General features: G+C 72.7%; 12 protein-coding genes. 4 read left to right on the forward strand and 8 right to left on the reverse strand.

The features are described from left to right. Positions 1–34 precede the first annotated feature (34 nt). Both pepN and RT054_RS11205 read left to right on the forward strand, forming a co-directional pair. Positions 35–2,629 (forward strand): aminopeptidase N, encoded by a 2,595-nt coding sequence (pepN, locus tag RT054_RS11200; RefSeq protein ID WP_313023637.1) that lies wholly within the window; start codon positions 35–37, stop codon positions 2,627–2,629. Between the two features lie 99 nt (positions 2,630–2,728). Further along, positions 2,729–3,097 (forward strand): FKBP-type peptidyl-prolyl cis-trans isomerase, encoded by a 369-nt coding sequence (locus RT054_RS11205; protein WP_313023638.1) that lies wholly within the window; start codon positions 2,729–2,731, stop codon positions 3,095–3,097. A 165-nt stretch (positions 3,098–3,262) separates the two neighbouring features. Here RT054_RS11205 and RT054_RS11210 read toward each other — a convergent pair whose 3' ends face one another. After that, a complete protein-coding gene (locus tag RT054_RS11210; protein ID WP_312720849.1) occupies positions 3,263–4,492 on the reverse strand; it encodes a globin domain-containing protein in 1,230 nt (409 codons plus the stop codon). Between the two features lie 196 nt (positions 4,493–4,688). Between RT054_RS11210 and putP the strand changes: the two genes are divergently transcribed. After that, positions 4,689–6,254: a sodium/proline symporter PutP gene (gene putP, locus RT054_RS11215; RefSeq protein WP_313023639.1), complete on the forward strand. Its 1,566-nt coding sequence runs from the start codon at positions 4,689–4,691 to the stop codon at positions 6,252–6,254. Positions 6,255–6,277: 23 nt separating this feature from the next. On the opposite strand, the gene RT054_RS11220 is transcribed toward putP, so the two are convergent. Both RT054_RS11220 and RT054_RS11225 read right to left on the reverse strand, forming a co-directional pair. After that, positions 6,278–6,910 (reverse strand): hypothetical protein, encoded by a 633-nt coding sequence (locus tag RT054_RS11220; protein ID WP_313023640.1) that lies wholly within the window; start codon positions 6,908–6,910, stop codon positions 6,278–6,280. Positions 6,911–7,219: 309 nt separating this feature from the next. Then, positions 7,220–8,428, reverse strand: coding sequence for a DUF3068 domain-containing protein (locus RT054_RS11225; RefSeq protein WP_313023641.1), 1,209 nt, complete (start codon positions 8,426–8,428; stop codon positions 7,220–7,222). A gap of 322 nt (positions 8,429–8,750) precedes the next feature. On the opposite strand from RT054_RS11225, the gene RT054_RS11230 reads away from it, so the two are divergent. After that, on the forward strand, positions 8,751–9,971 hold the full coding sequence (locus RT054_RS11230) for an acyltransferase (protein ID WP_312720842.1): 1,221 nt from the start codon (positions 8,751–8,753) through the stop codon (positions 9,969–9,971). Here RT054_RS11230 and RT054_RS11235 read toward each other — a convergent pair. From RT054_RS11235 to RT054_RS11255, 5 genes are all read right to left on the reverse strand, one after another. After that, entirely contained in the window at positions 9,857–14,290 is a 4,434-nt protein-coding gene (locus RT054_RS11235; RefSeq protein WP_313023642.1) for an alpha-(1->3)-arabinofuranosyltransferase family protein, read from the reverse strand. The genes RT054_RS11230 and RT054_RS11235 overlap by 115 nt on opposite strands. Further along, positions 14,257–15,045, reverse strand: coding sequence for a class I SAM-dependent methyltransferase (locus tag RT054_RS11240; RefSeq protein ID WP_312720838.1), 789 nt, complete (start codon positions 15,043–15,045; stop codon positions 14,257–14,259). Before RT054_RS11240 ends, RT054_RS11235 begins: the two co-directional genes overlap by 34 nt. After that, entirely contained in the window at positions 15,042–16,286 is a 1,245-nt protein-coding gene (locus RT054_RS11245; RefSeq protein ID WP_313023644.1) for a glycosyltransferase family 4 protein, read from the reverse strand. The genes RT054_RS11240 and RT054_RS11245 overlap by 4 nt, the downstream gene beginning before the upstream one ends. A 26-nt stretch (positions 16,287–16,312) precedes the next feature. Then, positions 16,313–16,492 carry a hypothetical protein gene (locus RT054_RS11250; RefSeq protein WP_312720834.1) on the reverse strand — a complete coding sequence of 60 codons (180 nt, stop codon included), beginning with the start codon at positions 16,490–16,492 and terminating at the stop codon, positions 16,313–16,315. A 154-nt stretch (positions 16,493–16,646) separates the two neighbouring features. Beyond that, positions 16,647–18,575 (reverse strand): hypothetical protein, encoded by a 1,929-nt coding sequence (locus tag RT054_RS11255; RefSeq protein WP_313023645.1) that lies wholly within the window; start codon positions 18,573–18,575, stop codon positions 16,647–16,649. Positions 18,576–18,599 lie beyond the last annotated feature (24 nt).

Here is an 18,599-nt window from a genome sequence, read left to right on the forward strand (position 1 = left end):
GCGGTCGACACGTGCGCCCGCTACCTTGACGAGCATGGAGACGAACCTGACCCGTGCGGAGTGCCGGCGCCGGAGCGATGACGTCACGCTGTCGTCCTACCGGGTCGAGATCGACGTGTCCGAGTGCACGGATCCAGGCGTCGCCACGTTCCCGACGACCTCCCACATCGACCTCGCGAGCAGGTCGGGCCAGGTCACCCTCGACTTCATCGGCGAGGTCACCGGTGTCGAGGTCGACGGCGAGAGGCGCGAGGTCGACGCCGACGGGGCGCGGGTCCGGGTCGAGGTCCCGGCGGGGAGGTCCTGCACGCTCACGGTGCGGGGGAACGCGTCGTACAGCCGCTCGGGCGAGGGGATGCACCGCTTCGTCGACCCGGCCGACCAGCGCGTCTACCTGTACACGCAGTACGAGCCGTCGGACTCTCGGCGGGTGTTCCCATGCTTCGAACAGCCCGACCTCAAGGCCGAGTTCACGTTCGCCGTCACCGGCCCCGACGACTGGGAGATCCGCAGCAACGGGGCCGAGGTCTCCCGCGACGCCACGGGTGACAACGCGGCCGGGATGGCGTGCAGCACCCGCACCTTCGCCACGACTCCGCCGCAGTCGACCTACCTCACGTGCGTGATCGCCGGGCCGTACCGCCGCTGGGACGATTCGTGGAGCCGCACGATCGACGGCGCCGCCCTCGAGATCCCGCTCGCGCTCCTGTGCCGGGAGTCCCTCGCCTCCGCCTTCGACCCCGAGACCCTCTTCGCCCTCACCAAGGAGGGGCTCGAGCACTTCCACGACCGATTCGCCCACCCCTACCCGTGGGGCAAGTACGACCAGATCTTCGTGCCCGAGTACAACCTCGGCGCGATGGAGAACCCCGGTCTCGTCACCTTCGCCGACGAGTCGTACGTGTACGAGTCGGCCGCCACCCGCAGCCAGCTCGAAGGCCGTTCGAACACCCTCATGCACGAGATGTCGCACATGTGGTTCGGCGATCTCGTCACGCCGGTGTGGTGGGACGAGCTGTGGCTCAAGGAGTCCTTCGCCGACTACATGGGCACGGCGGCCAACGCCCTCGCCACCGAGTACACCGACGCCTGGACCCCGTTCTGCGCCCGCCGCAAGGCCTGGGCCTACGAGCAGGACCAGCTGCCCACGACGCACCCCATCGTCGCGGACATCCCCGACATCGAGGCCGCCCGGCAGAACTTCGACGGCATCACCTACGCCAAGGGCGCGAGCGTCCTCAAGCAACTCGTCGCCTACGTCGGCACGGAGGAGTTCTACGCCGGAGCGCGCCGGTACTTCCGCGAGCACGCGTTCTCCTCGACGACACTGCCCGACCTCCTCGCGCCCCTGGAAGAGGCCTCCGGCCGCGACCTGGGGCCGTGGGTCGAGCAATGGCTGCACACGACGGGCGTCTCCGAACTCACCCCCCGCGTCACCCTCGCCGAGGACGGCACGATCGCCGAGCTCGCGATCGACCAGGCCGGCTCGGGCGAGAACGGAGACGTCTGGCGGGATCACCGGCTGGTCGTCGGCCTCTACGAGCGTGCCGAGGACGACACCCTCCACCGCACGTCCCGTCTCGAACTCGACGTCTCGGGCGAGGTCACGGTCGTGGCGGAGGCGACGGGTCTGCCCGCGCCGGCGCTCGTCGTCGTCAACGACGACGACCTCACCTACGCCAAGGTGCGCCTCGATCCGCAGAGCCACGCGACCCTGCGCGAGACCTTCGCCGTCGAGTCCTCGCTCACGCGGGCCTGCCTGTGGTCCTCGCTCTGGCAGTCGTGCCGCGACGCCCGCCTGCCTGCGGCGGAGTACGTCGATCTCGTCTGTCGGCATGCGCCCGGGGAGGGGCATGTCGCCCTCCTCGCCGGGGCACTCGCCAACGCCGTCGTCGCAGCCCGCGACTACGCCCCGCCGGCCGTGCGCGCCGAGCTGGAACGACGCCTGCTCGACTTCTGCGCCGGCCGGATGCGCGCCGCCGAGCCCGGCTCGGGCGTGCAGCTCGTGTTCGCGAGGGAGTTCGCCGACGTCGCACTCTCCTGCGACGCCCGCGCCGAGGAGATCCGCGCGATCCTCGACGGGGAGGAGCAGATCGAGGGCCTCCCGCTCGACTCGATGATGCGGTGGTCGCTGTGGCGTGCCCTCGCCGCCACGGGGCACGCGACGATCGACGACCTCGACGCCGAGCGCGCACGCGACACGAGTTCACCGGCGCGCATCCGTCACCTCACCGCCGTGGCCTCGAGGCCCGACGCGGCGACCAAGGCGGCGGACTTCGCCGAGGTCGTCGACGACTCCGCGCTGTCGAACGAGGAGGTCAGCGCCCGCACCGTCGGCTTCTCGACCCCCGGCCACGGCACCCTCACCCAGCGCTACCTCGAGCCCTACCTCGAGGCTCTCCTGCCCGTGTGGCGCTCCCGCAGTCAGGAGCTCGCGACGCGGATGGTCAAGGGGTTCTTCCCTGCCGCCGATCTCACGCCCGGCGGCAGGGTCGAGGAGCACCCGGTCGTCGTCGCCATCCGCGGTTGGCTCGCCGCCGACGAGGACGCCCCCGCGGCCCTGCGGCGTCTGCTCGTCGAACGGCTCGCCCTACTCGAACGGGCGCTGCGCGCGCAGGCCGCCGCCTGACCCCGCCTACGCGCCGCCGTGGTACCCGCGCCGTGGTACCGGCGCGGTGCGTCACGGCGCCCGTGCGTGCGACCGGCCGATGTGCCTAGGGTGGCGCACATGGACAAGCCGCAGATCACCATTCCCGAGGGCGACCCGCCCACCGAACTCCAGACCGAGGATCTCACCGTCGGCGACGGCACCGAGGCCACCTCCGGCACCTCGATCGCCGCGCACTACGCCGGCGTCGCCTGGTCGACCGGCACCGAGTTCGACAACAGCTACGACCGCGGCGCCCCCATCGAGTTCCCCCTCGGCGGCGGCATGGTCATCAGGGGCTGGGACGAGGGCATCGTCGGCATGTTGGTCGGCGGTCGTCGCCGCATCACGATCCCCCCGCACCTCGGCTACGGCGACCGCGGCGCCGGCGGCGTCATCAAGCCGGGCGAGACCCTCGTGTTCGTCGTCGACCTCGTGGACGTGCGCTGACGTCTGCGTCGTGACCCCCGCCGGCGTGAGTTCTCACGGTGAGTTCTCCACGGTGAGTTCTCCACGGTCGGTTCGCCCTGACGCTGGCACCTCATGCCACCCCCCACCGAGCCCACCCCTGCCGATCCGGCGGGGGTGGGCTCGGTCGTGTCGCCGTCGTCGGCCTCAGGCCGCAGTCGCCTCGGCGTTCTCGGGGTTCTGGGCCCACAGGTCGGGGCCGAAGACCTCGTAGCGGATGTTCGCGGGGGAGACGCCCTTGCCGATGAGCGTGCGGCGCGCGTCGCGCATGAAGGGCAGCGGACCGCACATGAACACGTGCGCGTCCGTCGGCACGTCGAGGTCGCTGAGGTCCATGAGCCCGGCGTGGGCGCCCCGGTCGTCGGCGTCCTGCGCGACCTCCTCGTACCAGAGGTGCGTCGTCGCCTGGTCGAGGGCGGAGGCCGTGGCCGTCGTCGTCTCGTAGAGGGCGTGCGTGGCGGCCGAGCGGTCGGCGTGGGCGAGGATCACCGGTCGGGCGGGGCGGCGCTCGGCGAGGTCGTCGAGGATCGCCGCCATCGGGGTGATGCCGACGCCGGCGCTCACGAGGACGAGCGGGGCGTCGCCGTCGTCGAGGACGACGTCGCCGCACGGCACGGAGACCTCGAGGACGGTCCCCACCGGGCAGGAGTCGAGGAGGTGGGTGGAGACGACCCCTGCGGGCGCGTCGGCGGTCGCCCGGACCCGACGGACCGTGATCTGCAGGGTGTCGGGCCTCGGGCCGGAGGACACGGTGTACTGCCGCGGCTGCGTCGACCCGTCCGCGAGGTGGGCGTTCACGCTGACGTACTGCCCGGCCCGGTGCGCCGGCACGGGCTCGCCGTCCACGGGGGTGAGGACGAACGTGACGATCTCGTCCTGCACCTCGTCGCGCCGCTCGGTGATCGTCATCTGCCGCCACGGGTGCTCGGGGTCGACGCCCTTCTCGGTGTAGAGGGCGGCCTCCTTGGCCACCAGCTGCAGCGCGAACAACCAGTAGACCTCGTCCCAGGCCATCGCGACCTCGGGGGTGACGGCATCGCCGAGCACCTCGCCGATCGCCTGCATGAGGTGGTGGCCGACGATCGTGTACTGCGGGGCGGTGATGCCGAGCGAGACGTGCTTGTGGGCGATGCGCTCGAGGACGGGGTCGAAGCTCGGCGCGTCGGGGTCGATGAGGTGCACGGCGTAGGCGACGACGGAGGCCGCCAGCGCCTGCGGCTGCTCGCCGAGGGCCTGGTCGGCCCGGTTGAACACGTCGAGGAGCTCGGGGTGGGCGGCGAACATCCGCGGGTAGAAGCGGGAGGTGATCGTCACCGCGTTCTCGGCGACGACGCCGGCGGTGGCCTTGACCACCTCGGCGGACTGGGGGGACAGCATGACGGAGTGCTCCTCGGGTCGGTGAACTCGGGCGTCGAACTCTGGCGTTCTCGCCAGCCCGATGTTACGACGGATTCACCCGTTGAAATTGCGCGGACGTCTGCACGTCCCGTCGAACGCTCGGCGGCCACGACGACCGATGCGACCGATACGCTGCGCCCACCCCCTACCCCCACCACCGCCACCCGGGAGAGCCATGAATCCGATCGTCTACCAGGCCATCACGATGGCCGTCTACCTGCTCCTCATGCTGGGCATCGGGTTCTACTCCTACCGCCGCACCCACAACCTCGACGGGTACATGCTCGGTGAGAGAGACCTGTCACCCTCGGTCGCCGCCCTCTCGGCCGGGGCCGCGGACATGTCCGGCTGGCTCCTCATGGGCCTGCCGGGCGCGATCTACGCCGCCGGTCTCGTCGAGGGTTGGATCGCCGTGGGCCTCACCGTCGGTGCCTGGCTCAACTGGAAGTTCGTCGCCCCCCGGCTGCGCGCCTACACCGAGGTCGCCTCGAACTCCATCACGATCCCGAGTTATCTCGAGAACCGGCTCCACGACTCCTCACGGTCCCTGCGCATCGCCTCCGGGCTCATCATCCTCGTGTTCTTCACGTTCTACGTGAGCTCGGGCATGGTCGCCTCGGGCGTGTTCTACGAGAGCACCTTCGGGCGCGGTTATCACGAGGGTCTCTTGCTCATCGGTGCCGTCACCGTCGCCTACACGCTGTTCGGCGGGTTCCTCGCGGTGAGCTACACCGACTTCGTCCAGGGCCTCATGATGGTCTCCGCGCTCGTCGCGCTTCCCATCGTCGGTCTCACGCGGGTCGGTGGGGTGCAGGGTGTCGTCGACGCGGCCCACGCGGCCAGTCCGCACCACCTCTCGATGATCGCGGGTGCCAGCGCCATCGGCACGATCTCCGCGCTCGCCTGGGGGCTGGGCTACGTCGGCCAGCCGCACATCATCGTCCGGTTCATGGCGCTGCGGAACGCCCACGACGCCATCGCGGGACGTCGCATCGGGATCGCCTGGATGATCTTCTCCGTCGTCGGCGCGGGCGCGACCGCCCTCGTCGGGCTCGCCTACTTCCACCAGCTGGGCACGCCGCTCACCGGCAAGGCCGTCGAGACGGTCTACATCCGCCTGGGCCAGGCGCTGTTCCACCCGATCATCGCCGGGTTCATGCTCGCCGCCGTGCTCGCCGCCATCATGAGCACGATCTCCAGCCAGCTCCTCGTCACCTCCTCCGCGCTCGTCGAGGACCTCTACAAGACCCGCGACCTGCGCACGGGGCACCTTCGTCCGGACGGTCACTACGTCCTGCTCGGCCGCCTCGCCGTCCTCACGGTGGCCCTCGTCGCGATGGCGCTCGCCTGGGAACAGAACGCCACCATCCTCAGGCTCGTCGCGTTCGCCTGGGCCGGGTTCGGGGCGGCTTTCGGGCCGACGGTCCTGCTCTCGCTCTACTGGCGCAAGCTCACGAGGCAGGGGGCGCTCGCGGGCATGATCACCGGCGCCCTCACCGTCGCGCTGTGGGGTCCGTCGACGACATGGGGAGGCAGCCGGAAGGAGGCCCTCTTCGGCCTCTACGAGATCATTCCGGGCTTCGCTCTGCACCTGCTCGTCGCGGTCCTCGTCAGCCTCCTCACCTACCGGCACTCGGCCCGGGTGGATGAGGAGTTCGACCAGATGAAGGCCCTCAGCGTCGCGATGGCCGACCCGGATGCCGCCTCCGAGAGGACTGCCGGGGAGGGCGCGACCCACTGACCCCGCCCGGTCGGCGCCGGCGTTCAGGCGTGCGCCGACCGGCCGAGGTGCCGGGGCCCGCGGTCGACGCCGTAGGCCTCCGCGAGGCGCAGGAAGCGTGCCGTCGGGTCCTCGGCGGAGTGGCTGCGCGGCACGAAGCGGCCGTGGGCGCGTCGCGTGCCACGGGCGTCCACGTAGGCGTCGATGTGGGCCGCGACGTAGGTCTGACCGGTCGTGAAGGGTGCCGGGCCCGCGGAGGCGAACGTCGCCTGGGTGGCGACGGGGCGGGCGGCGAGCCGCTCGTCGCTCGCACCGGTCGTGCGGGAGGACGAGCCCGCGCCGGTCGCCGACGTGGCCCGGAGGGCGGGCACGGTGCGCAGGTGATCCCGACCGGAGACGCCGACCCCGGCGGCGGGAGCGGTCTCGCGCGTGGCGGAGGCGACCGAGACGAGGTACCAGACGAATCCCGCGGCCGTGAGCGCCACCATCGCCACCTGGTACCAGCGCGGCGCAGTCGGGAGCAGGCAGGCGGCGTTGCCGAGGACGAGCGCCCCGCCGACGATGCCGCCCATGAGCGGCAGGTCCGCACCGCGACGAGCGAGGTTCTGCTGCCCGGCCACGACGGCCGCGACGAGACCCGCTGAGCACGCGAGCAGCACGATGTGCAGTGCGGTCATGATTCCCCCTGATGGCTCCGCTGCGATCCCCCGATCGCGTCCACGACCCCCCGGCCATGGTCTGGGTCGATCATCTTGATCGCCCGTCCAGGTAGACCGTACTGGACCATCGTCCAGCAGCACCAGCGTCGACGTGCTGCGTTGTATGCGAGCGACCCCCGCGCACCCCTGGACGGGCCCGTCGAGATCTTCGCGCTCCCGGGGGACCCCCGGGCTGCGATTCCCCCTGGACGACGACCCTCGGGACGCTCCCTGGAGACGCCGCGACACCGCCCTCGCGAGGAGGACGGGGTCGCGGTGCAGGGTGCGTCAGGCGCGGCCGGCGCCCGTGGATCCGCTCGGGACGTCGTTCGAGGAGTCGGGCGCCGAGTGCGGCCGGCGGACTCGAACGGAGTCGTCGTGGGGGCGGGCCTTGCGGGCCCCGCGCGGGACCCCGTCGGCGCCGGACCGACCGACTCCCGCGGGCACGGGCTCCATGACGCTCGTGTCGTCGTGGGCGAGGCGGTCCTCGTGCTCGATGCGGTCGTCGGAGACGGGACGGTCCTCGATGCGGCCGTAGGACTCACGGCGCGTCCAGAAGAGGAGTGCGAGGCCGACGGCGAGCAGGAGCGCGCCCAGGCCGATGCCGATCGTGCGCAGGTCGTTCTGGATGAAGGAGAGCTGCCGCCCCTTGGGGCCGTACTCCGCCGCGAGAGCGGCCTGCGTCTCCGGCGTGTAGCCGATGACGCCGCGGGCGATGGTCACGGTGCCCGCCTCGGAGACGGCTCGCTGGTCGATGTCCTCCTGGGCCCGGATGATGATGCCGGTGTTGGGCTCGACCCAGAAGGTGCGGATGTTGGCGTACTCCTGGTGCGCGGTCACGTTGCCCGTGCCGGTGCCGAACATCGCCCGGGGCACCTGCTGCTCACCGGGGAGGCGGGTGTTGGGGATGTTCTGCTCGTAGACGTAGGTGTTGATGCCCTGGAGCTGCTCCTCGCGGATGAAGCGAGCGTCCTCGGTGCCCTTGAGCTTCTGGTCCCAGAACGGGTAGTTCTGCTTCTGGGCGTCGAAGGGGAACTTGAAGAACAGGCCCTCGTGGCGGATGTCCTCGGTCGCCGAGGGGTTCTCGATGGTGCCGGTGGAGACGGTGTCGCCGCAGCAATTGGTGCTCATGCCGGTGTGGCGGTCGATCGAGACACCGTCGACGCTCATGATGACGGGCGCGACGTCGACGATCTCTGTCTTGAGGCCGAGCTGCCAGAAGGCGTTCTGGTCACGCTGGTCCTCGGGCACCTTGCCCGGGATGCCGCGGACGACGCGGGTGTTGCGCACGCGCTGGTCGTTGAGTTCGTCGAACTTGACGGCGCCGCCGTCCCGCCAGACGCGGAGGATCGAGACCCCCGTGCCCTCGGAGACGGCGGTGGTCTTCTGGTCGAGGGGCACGACTGCGACCCGGTCGTAGATGCGGCCGGCGCCGAGGCCCAGCACGAGTGCGAGGACGCCGAGAAGGATGGCGGTACCGCCGATGAGACGACGCATGGACGGATTCTCCTGCTGAGTGAAGGGGAGCTCGGACGAGCAAGGCTGGCGATCTGCTGGTCGGCGTCGCCTGTACGGGGCCCCGGCGTGTGAGCTGGGTTACCCACCGGTCATGTGAGTCGTTGGACGGTAGCAAGGACGTGACCCACGTCCCTATACCCACAAGTAAGTCCGGGATGAGCGGTCGGTTCGAGAGGGTGATCGGTCGTCTTGTGCGTCAAGCGGTCGAGCGGGGGTGGGTCTCCTCGGCGATCCCGACCATTCCGACACGACCTCGCGGCGAACGGGGCGTGTGGGCGGGCGCGGCGCATAGCATCCGGGGATGCAACAGCGCGCACACCGGTTCGCCTCCCTCGACGGGCTCCGCATCGTGGGGGCGCTCATGGTCGTCACCACCCACGTCGGGTACGCCGGCGGCAGCGCGGTCACCGGTCCCTACGCCGGTCTCCTCGCCCGCATGGACGCGGGCGTCGCGCTCTTCTTCGTCGTCTCCGGGTTCCTGCTCTACCGCCCGCACGCCCGGGTGCTGCTCGACCGGGCCGACGAGAGAGAACGTGCCCGCATCCACGACACCCGCACCTACGCGCGACACCGGTTCGCCCGCATCGCCCCCGCCGCCTGGGTCGCCGTCCTCGCGTCGGCGCTGCTGTTGCCGCACACCGACGACATCACGCCGTGGCACTACGTGCAGATCGCCTCGATGGTCCAGATCTACGTCCCGCACCCCTCGGTCGCCGGTCTCACCCAGATGTGGAGCCTCTCGACCGAGGTCGCCTTCTACGTCCTGCTGCCGGTCTTCGCGTGGCTGCTCGCACGGGTGGGACGGCGCGCGGGCGGAGCCGTCGGCGCCCGACGGGTCCTCGTGCTGCTCGCCGCCACGCCGCTGGTCTCGATCGCGTGGATCCTCCTCACCCACGGCGCCCTCGAAGGGGTGACGAACCTGTGGCTGCCCGGATTCCTCGGCTGGTTCGGCGGGGGCGCCGCGCTGGCCCTGTGGCACGAGGGGCGCCTCGCCGGCGTCTTCGGGCACACGTGGATCGATGAGCTCGTCGACTCCCCGGGCACGCTGTGGTCGCTCGCCGCGGCCCTGTACCTGTTGCTGTCGACGCGCGTCTCCGGCCCGTTCGGGCTCACCCCGGCCACGGAGTTCGAGAGCGTGGTCAAGAACGTCGGTTACACCCTGTTCGCCGTCCTCGCCGTGCTCCCGTGCGTCCACGCGACCGAGTCCCGCTCGCGCATCGTCGCCGCGCTGGGCTCCCACCCCGCACGTGAGTTGGGGGCGATCTCCTACGGCGTGTTCTGCTACCACCTCATCGTGCTGCGCATCGCCGAGCTGTCCATCGACCACGAGCCCTTCAGTGGACGCACCGGTCTCCTGTGGATCCTCACCGTCGCGGGCACGTTGCCGCTGGCGTGGGTGAGCCACCGCTACCTCGAGGCCCCCCTCATGCGGCGGGCACGTCGGGGTGACGGGCGCATCGTCTCGGCGGGGGTGGACACCCGCACGGTCGCGCAGGCCCAGGCGAGCAGCACGGCCGCCTGAACCGGCAGGGACGTGAGCGCGGCTCCGCCGTGACCCCACGGGTGCAGGGCCACGATGGTCACCGCCGTCGTCCCCGCGACGAGCACGAGCCCCACCTGCAGGGCGGCGGTGAGTCGAGGCCGGCGCAGGAGGGCGCCGACGCCCCCCACGACCGAGGCCGTGATCGCGGCGGCGAGTCCCACGACCCCGGCGGTGAGGCCGAGGAGGACGACCATGCTGCCCACCAGGCCTCCACTCTCGCCGATCGGGCGTAGCGGACCCTTGCCCTCCCCGGTGCCCTCGAGGGCCTCCGGTGCGCGGCGTGCGCGGCGCAGGTCGGCCGCCGCCGCGAGCACGATGAGCGCGAACAACGCGAACCCCAGGGCGAGCGCGAGGCGGTAGGCCCCGTCCGGGGCGAAGCGTTCGCGCACCGTGGTCGCGGGGCCTGCGGGCATGAGATAGCCCTGACGGCGGCCGTCGAGCCGGATCGGGGTGAGGGGGGCGCCGGCGCCGTCGAAGGCCTGCCAGGCGGCGTTGGCGTTGTGCGGAAGCACGAGGACGGAGGCCTCCTGCCGCGCGGGGACGTCGAGGACGCCGCCGGTGCCGGTGGACACGTCGTGCCACGGCCGCGCCGACGTGGCGGCCTTCTCGTCGGTGCGCCGGAGCCACATGGACTCGGGGACGAACAGGTCGTTGCCGGGGGCGTCGACGACGTGTTCACCGCTGCCGAGGACGACCGCGGGCGCGGCGCGGCCGCGGGTGTTCGTGCACGGAGTCCACGGCAGGGCCCGGTCGTCGAGGATGTCACCGACGGTCGCCGCGACGCGGGTGGGGATCTCCTCGTCACCGATGCGGACGGTGGGTCCCTGACCGCATCGGCCCGCCACCTGCGCGTCGCGCGGCGGCGGTCCGACGAGGTCACGCGCACCGAGGATCTCGACCTCCGACACGCCCACGGGCACGTTCTGGACGTACCGGCTCGCGGCGTCGATGGACTTGAGCTCGCCCCACCAGCGGAACGCGATCGCGACCGAGGAGGTGCGCGCCTTGAACGCGACCGTGCCGTCGGGTGCCACCGGCAGATCCCGCGCCTTGCCGTCGGAGGTGGTGATCTGCACGACGCTGGGCCGGGAGGCGGCCAGGTTGGCGTCCACCTTGAGGCGCACACCGCGGATGGTCCTCGGACGCTCGTCGGGGAACGTGATCGTGAGGGTGGGGAGGTAGTCGTAGGCGTCGGCGACCCACCCGGTGCCGAGGTCGCCGTCGACGGCCGCCCCGGCGCGACCCGCCAACGAGGGGACGCGGGTCGACGTCGCCCTCGCCGTGGCCCGGCCGGGGGCGTCGAGCAGGCGCTCCGCCTCGCGCGTGTCGCGCACACGGGCGGTCCCGGTCCAGGCGTACGACGCGTCCTTCTCGGTGGTCTTGAAGGCTCGGAACAGGCCGCCCGCCTCCTCCGGGCTGGAGACGAGGTCGAGCGCGCACAGCGGTCGGCCACCCTGACGAAGGCAGCCGTCGCGGCCCGTCTCCTGGCGTCGCAGGCCGACGGCGTCGGGCGTGCCGGAGGCCGACGGGGGCATGACGAGCCGGGAGACGGGCTCGACGCCGGGGAGGCCCACCTCGGCGATCGCGAAGCCGTTCACGGGACCGGGGCCGAGTTCGCGCAGCGTGATGCGCAGCGTCGTCGTCGGGCCGGGAGGCAGATCGAGGCGCAGGCCGCGGCCCCGGCCGATGAGGGTCTGTTCGTCGGGGACGAAGTCCATCGTGCGGGTGCCGGTGTCGGTCGTGACATCGAGCTTCAGGGGAAGCGCCGAGCCGGGTTCGGTCGACACGATGTGCAGGCGGGCGCCGGTGAGGTCGGTCGGGACGTTCAACCGCACCTGCCACCATTCGCCGACGGCCTCGGGGTAGCGCCCCGAGACCCAGCGCGTGCGCATGTCACCGTCGAGGGCTGCGCCGGGGTCGTCCCCACTGGAGGTGTGGACGAGCGAGTTCGCATCCGATCGGGAACTCGAGGCGGTGACGTCGCGGATGCCCTCCCAGCGTCTCACCGTCCGGGGAGCGGCCGGGTCGACGAGATAGTCGGGGACGCGGCGATCGAGGCGGCCGGGGTCGTCGTCGGTGAGGACGCCGGAGCGGTTGTTCGAGGCGCGGCCGTAGTTGACCTCACGGCGCGTGCCGCTGTCGGTGAGGACGTCGGGGACGGTGGCGGACTCGGGCAAGGGCTGGGCGTCGGAGGGGTCGACGACGACCCCCGACGGTGAGAGCGCCGGGTGGGCGGGCAGGTCGTCGGGCCCGCCGGTGAGCACCCGCAGGGACGTCAGGGGCACCAGGCCGGCGTCGGCGACGGGGCCGACGTCGTAGATCTCGACGCTCGGGAACGGCAGGAGCGTCCGTTCGTTGACGCTGAAACCGGGTGACTCGTACGCGCTGCCCGTCGGCGGCCCGAAGGCCGCGACGCGGGGGATCTGGGCGCGGTCGAGGGCCTGGTGCACCGCGAGCGGCGGCGCGGTGCGGGCACTCGCCTTGAGGTCGCCACGCACGACGAGGTAACGGATCCCCGAGCGAGCGAGCGCCGCACGCAGGGCCGGGCCGGCGTGACCGGTGCGGAGCTGGCGTTCGACCTCGTCGAGGAACCGGGTGGACCCGGCGTTGCCGAGGGGCACGGCGTCGCGCACCGCGAACGGCCGTCGCATGAGGGCCTGCAGGGGTTCGTCGCGCGTGGATCCCCAGGTGAAGTCGGCGAAGGGTGCGGCCGGGACGATGAGCACGGACCCGGGCCCGGGCTGGGTATCGAGCCACGTCGCGGTCTCGCGCCAATAGTCGGGGAGCTGTTCGTAGCCGCCGGCACGGGGAAGGCTGGCCGCGACGGTCGGGGCGGCGATCGCGACGACGAGCATGCCGGTGACGACGGCGAGGACGTGCCGGGCCAGGCCGACCCGGTATCGCTCGGCGATCGCCTCCAGGACGCCGGCACCGCGGTGCGCGGCCTCGACGAACCCGATGAGCAGGGGGATCCGAACGACGAGCTCGAACTTGTGGATGTTGCGGAACGCCGCCAGCGGGCCGTCGAGGAGGTCCCGCAGGGGCGCGGCGAGTGGGCCGCTCGCCGGGCCGGGGAACCCCATCGTGAGCAGCGCGAGGCCGACGACGACGCCGACGCGCCAGAACACGTGGTGCGGCAGGCGTCGCGACACGAGACCTGCGAGGCCGATGACGGCGGGCACGGTGGTCGCGACGATGAGGACCGGCTGGGAGACGAGCACCCACCCTGCGGGCCAGGTGGGTCCCTCGGCGACGCGGAGGTGCGCGAGCCAGGGCGTCGTGCCCTGGAGGGCGCTGAACGCGCTCGCCGTGCCCGTGGTCGTCGCGGCACTCTCGATCCAGTCGAGGAACGGGGGGCTGTACCGCCCGAGGAGGAACAGGGGCCCGATCCACCACGCGGCGGCGGCGACGCAGGCGCCCAGCCACACCACTCCGTCGCGTGCGGCCCGCCATCGGTCGGCCCGGGTGAGCCACCACAGGGTCGGCAGGACGAGCGCGGCACCGGTCGCGATCGCGTTGACGCCGCCGATGCAGCCGAAGGCGACGGCCGACCGCAGGATCCGGCTCCGGGTGCGCAGTGGCCGCGGATCGAGCAGCGGCGTCAGCACCCACGGGGCCACTGCGAGGGGCCAGACCTCGATCGAGGTGACGGCGATCTCGGAGACGAACCGCGGTGACAGGGCGAACAGGAACGCGCCGAGGTAGCGGCTCCACGGCCCACCGACACGGGCCGCCGTCGCGAGCCTCCAGAACCCGAGGAAGGCCGTGCACAGGATGAGGGACCACCAGAGGCGTTGGGTCACCCACTCGGGCACCCCCGCCGTGTGAAACAGGAGGTGGAACGGACCCATCGGGAACAGGTAGCCGTAGGCCTGGTTCTGCAGCTGGCCCAGGTGACCCGCCGGATCCCACACCGACAGGGCCCGGGCGAGGAACGCCCCGGGGTCGACGGTGAGGTCGAGCTTGGTGTCGGGGACGACGCGACCGCCGCCCTGGTGGAAGGCGGCGGTCGAGAGGAGCAGACAGGCGGCGATGAGCCGGGCCCGCCACACCGTCGACGTGGGTCCCGGTGGCCGGCGCGGTGGTTCGTCGTCGCCGGCGCCCTCGTTGTTGCCGCCACCGTCGCTGGGACGTGGGGCTTGAGGCGAGGTGCCCGGCGCCCCGGTCCCGGTGGGTCCGTCGAGTCCGGTGGGTCCGTCGAGTTCGGCGAGGCCGGTGGGTCCGTCGGATCCGACGACCGCCGTGCTCCTCGAGGACTCCCCGCTCATCGGGCGCGCAGGACGAACACGGCGTTCCACGAGACGACCTCGCGCAGGCCGGGGACGCGCACCACGGGCTTCGCCCACGCCGGGTGGTACCGGGGGAGGATCTCGACGCGCTCGACCCGGCCGGCTTTCTCGGCGGCGGTGAGCCAGCGCATCATCCGACCCACCGAGCAGGCGTACAGGGAGTGTCCGTAGTCGTTCTTGGGGCGGTGGCCGTGCCGGGCGGCGTACCGGTCGGCGGCGCGTCGTCCGCCGAGGTAGTGCCAGGGCGCGGTCTCGTGGCCGCCCCAGGGCGAGAGCCACGGGGTCCACGAGATGACGACGGTGCCGCCGGGGCGGGTGATGCGGACCATCTCGTCGGCCATGCCCTCGGGGTCGGGCACGTGCTCGAGGACGTTGCTCGAGTACGCGAGGTCGACGGACGCGTCGGCCAGGGGGAGCGCGAGGCCCGAGGCGCGGAGGGTGTTGGTGCCGACGTCACCGCGGCGGTTGAGTTCGCCGACGTCGGGGTCGATCCCGCAGTAGCGCGCCCCGGCGGCGGTGAACGCGTCCGCGAAGTACCCCGGCCCCCCGCCCACGTCGACCATGATCGCGTCGTCGAGCCGGCACCACCGCCGGGCCTCCCGCACGGAGTCCTCGGCGAGGAGTCCGTAGAAGTAGGCCGGGTCGGTCTGCTCCACGGTGAACGCGGAGAACAGTTGGAGCGAACGCCGGAGCGATCCCTCCTTGGCGAGCGGGGGCAACGGCCGCGTCGTCGGGTCGTGTGGGGCGGGGGCGGGGGCGGTCATGCGTGGACGTGCTCCTGGGTCGGGCGCGACGAGCGGTGCGAACGGCGGTGGCCGACATGCCGGTGTGGTGCCCGGTGCGCGCCGACCGGGGTGGCGCCGCCGCGGCGGAGGTCACGGTCGATCTCGGCGAGGGGTGCGCCGCCGCCGGCGACGTACGCGAGGAGGTGCTCCCACCGGTCGATGGTCTCCTCCCAGCTGAACCGCGCCGCGTGCAGGAGCGAGGCCTCGCCCATCTCGTCGCGGAGGTCGTCGTCGACGAGCAGGCGGTGGGTGTGGGCGACGAATTGATCCATGTCGTGGGCGAGGAGGCCGGTGACGCCGTCCTGCACGGACTCCGAGAGCCCGCCCGCACCGTGGAAGGCGACGGTGGGGACGCCGTGGGCCGCGGCCTCGACGACGTTGAGTCCCCAGCCCTCCTTGAGGCTCGGGGCGAGCGAGACCCAGGCCGCGGCGAGCTCACGGTGCTTGGTGGCCTCGTCGACGTACCCGAGGAGGTCGACGATGTCGGCGGCACCGACGGCCTCGGCGTGTGCGGCGATCTCGTCGTGCCAGTAGCCCGCACCGATGACCCGCAGGCGCAGCCCGGGGACGCGGTGGCGGAGCGCATGGACGGCGTCGACGGCGGCCTCGACCCGCTTGTGGGGGACCAGGCGTCCGAGCACGACGACGGTGGGGTCGGCCGACCGCGGTCCGCTCGACCTGGTGGGCAGGTCGGTGCCGTTGTGGATGACGGAGATCGCGCCGCCGTCGATGCCGAGACCGACCATCTCGTCGCGGCTGCGGCAGGAGACCGTCACGTACTGCCGTCCCCGGTACAGGCGGGGGGCGACGCGGGACTCGAGGAACCAACCGGTGCGCGCGATCGCCGGGTTGAACACGACCGGCCACTGTTCGCGGTGGACGTGGTGGCTGAGGACGATCACCGGGGTGCGGGTGGCGAGGGGAGAGGCGAACGGGAGGCCGTTCTGGACGTCCACCACGGCGTCGAACGGTCCGTCGGCGCGTTCGAGCGCCCGGAGCCGTCGGAAGGCCTGCGGGTAGACGGACGTGCGCGATCCTGCGCGCAGGATGCGGTAGCCGTCGAGGATCTCGTCGGCGGGCGCGTCCTGATGAGCGGCGCAGAGGAACGTCACGTCGTGGCCGCCGGCGGCGAGGCCGGCGCAGACGGTCTGGGCGTAACGCTCGGCCCCGCCCCCTTCGGGGTGGGTGAGGTCACGCCAACTGAGGAAGGCGATACGCACGGCGTCGGGCGTCTCGACGAGGGTCGTCAGCCGCCGTAGGACAGCAGCTCGGAGCTGGAGACCTGGGAAGCCGGGCCGGTGGTGGCGGCGCGGGCGTCGTCGGGCGCGGCGGAGCCGAGGGCGCTGACGGCGACCATCCCGGCGCCGAGGCCGAGGAGGCAGGCGAGGGCGGTGACGACCAGCGAGGAGCGGTGACGGTTGAACATGAGGGTCCTTTCGGGGGCGGTCTGGCTCGAGGCCGGTGACCCCTACCGGGGGGTAACCGAATGACGGGACCATATGGTGTTCCGCTCGCGTTGTCACGTGATGTGGGTCACTCAATTTTCCGTGGCGCGCCGGAAACGGGGCGCCACGGCGCCCTCACCTGCGCAGGAACCACACACGAAGGGGGTCGTGAATCTCTGGGGAACCGGCGGCCGCCGGTGCCGGGGAGGTGCCGGGGGTGTCGTCCCACGCGACCACGGCCTCGATGCCGGCCCGGCGGAGCGCCGCGAGGTCGCCACGGGCCCAGGCGTGGAGGAGAGCATCGTCGTCCTGGCCGACGACGTACGTCTCTCCGCCGCGTTGCACCGTGAGGGTGGTCGCGGTGATCGCCCGCCCGTGGAGGGCGAGGGGGAGCGGGTCGAGGAACGGCTGCGGTCCCGCCCAGCCCTGCCGCCGGAACGGCTGCCAGGGCAGGACGAGCGTCGTGCGGTCGCCGAGGGCGTCGACGGCCTGCTGCCATCCGGCGGGGAACGTCACCGGGCGGTAGGCGGCGCGGGTGCGCGCGGGGGCCTCGGGGGCACCGAGGACCGCGAGGCTGCAGGCGATGACGGTGAGCGCGGCTCCGGTCAGGGCGACCCGGGATCGAGGGGCGCGGATCGACCGGGTGAGGGCGCCGACCCCCGCCCCGACGAGCAGGGCGACGGCCAGGGCCGACGGTCCGAGGAGACGGTGGGTGTCGCGCAGCAGGCCGACGCCGGGGACGTTCTGGGCCCATGCCCACGCGTCGAGGCCGACGGGGGTCGCGAGAGCCAGGACGCCCAGGGGTGGGAGCAGCACCGCGGCGAGGAGAAGCCGGCGGTGGCGGCGGGCGAGGACCACGACCTCACGTGGGTGGTGTTCGGGCCGCTCGTTCTGCCCCTGGCGTTCGTTCGGCCCCGGCCGGTCGGGGTGGTCCGAGCGCGTGGTGGGATCGGCGCGGCGCATCGGGGGCGCGGGGCGGAGGGCGACGAGGACGGCGACGGCGAGCAGGACGAGGGAGGGGAGCACGGCCGCGCCCTCGGTCCGGGAGGCGAGTCCGGCGGCGGGGGCCCACACCCCGCCGCCGCCGAGGACGTCGAGGACCGCGAGGGGCCCGTCGTGGCGGACGGCGAAAGCCGCCGCACCGCTGCGCTGGCCGGCGTCGTGGGTGCCGAGGACGCCGACGACGATCCAGGGCAGACACCACGCGATCGCCAGCGCTGCGAACGCGATCCCCTCACGGCCTCGACCGAGGTCCGTCCGGCGCGAGGGCGCCGCCGGGGCGGCCGGGCCGGTGCTCGACGTGGTCGTCGACGGGGTGGTCGCCCCGGCGGTCGACGTGGCGGGCCGCTGCGCGGGCGGTAGGGCGAACGCCCAGGTGAGGAGCACGATCAGGGCGGCGAGGAGGCCGCCGAACGGGGTGAGGGCCGCGGGCGCGGCGGCGAGGGCCGTGGCGAGGAGGCGTCGGCGCGTGCTTCCCGGCAGGCGGACGGCGAGGACGAGCCACGGGATCATCGCCCAGCCGAGCAAGGTGGGCGGCTGTCCGAGGAGGAGGCGCTCGGCCGTGTAGGGGTTCCACGTGGCGAGGACCGCCCCGGTGACGGCGGCCGCGAGGCCGTGACGACGGAGGAGCATCGCCGTGCCGCACCCGGCGAGGGCGAGGGATCCGAGGAGGAGGAGCTGCTGCTGGACGCCGCTGCTCACGAGCGGATGCAGCACGGCGGTCACGGCGTCGAGGGGCACGGCGCGGGGGGCGCGCCCGTCGATGCCGAGGGCCGCCGGGGAGAGCACGGGCCGGGGCACCTGGACGAAGTCGCGGTAGAGGAGGACCCCGCGTCCGAGTGCGGGCGAGAGCCACAGGGCGGTGACGAGGCAGGCGGCGAGGCATCCGGCGAGGGCGGCGATCGTCGACCGGCGGGACGCGTCCGACGTCGCCGCCGTGATCGAGGAGTGAGACGGACGCGACGCCCGCGAGCCGTCGGCGACGACGCACGGGCTCGTCGCCCCTGTGGGCAGCTCCGGGGGTCGTAGGGTCGGCCCTTGACCTCGCCGCTCGTGCCGTCGCATATCGGCACTGTGGCACGACCGACG

The organism is Mobilicoccus sp. (assembly GCF_032060985.1).
Lineage (GTDB): Bacteria > Actinomycetota > Actinomycetes > Actinomycetales > Dermatophilaceae > Mobilicoccus.

Excerpts from the sequence above, each read along its gene's own strand:
- pepN (WP_313023637.1), top strand. The coding sequence starts at position 35 with ATGGAGACGAACCTGACCCGTGCGGAGTGCCGGCGCCGGAGCGATGAC.
- RT054_RS11205 (WP_313023638.1), top strand. The coding sequence starts at position 2,729 with ATGGACAAGCCGCAGATCACCATTCCCGAGGGCGACCCGCCCACCGAA.
- RT054_RS11210 (WP_312720849.1), bottom strand. The coding sequence starts at position 4,492 with ATGCTGTCCCCCCAGTCCGCCGAGGTGGTCAAGGCCACCGCCGGCGTC.
- putP (WP_313023639.1), top strand. The coding sequence starts at position 4,689 with ATGAATCCGATCGTCTACCAGGCCATCACGATGGCCGTCTACCTGCTC.
- RT054_RS11220 (WP_313023640.1), bottom strand. The coding sequence starts at position 6,910 with ATGACCGCACTGCACATCGTGCTGCTCGCGTGCTCAGCGGGTCTCGTC.
- RT054_RS11225 (WP_313023641.1), bottom strand. The coding sequence starts at position 8,428 with ATGCGTCGTCTCATCGGCGGTACCGCCATCCTTCTCGGCGTCCTCGCA.
- RT054_RS11230 (WP_312720842.1), top strand. The coding sequence starts at position 8,751 with ATGCAACAGCGCGCACACCGGTTCGCCTCCCTCGACGGGCTCCGCATC.
- RT054_RS11240 (WP_312720838.1), bottom strand. The coding sequence starts at position 15,045 with ATGACCGCCCCCGCCCCCGCCCCACACGACCCGACGACGCGGCCGTTG.
- RT054_RS11250 (WP_312720834.1), bottom strand. The coding sequence starts at position 16,492 with ATGTTCAACCGTCACCGCTCCTCGCTGGTCGTCACCGCCCTCGCCTGC.
- RT054_RS11255 (WP_313023645.1), bottom strand. The coding sequence starts at position 18,575 with ATGCGACGGCACGAGCGGCGAGGTCAAGGGCCGACCCTACGACCCCCG.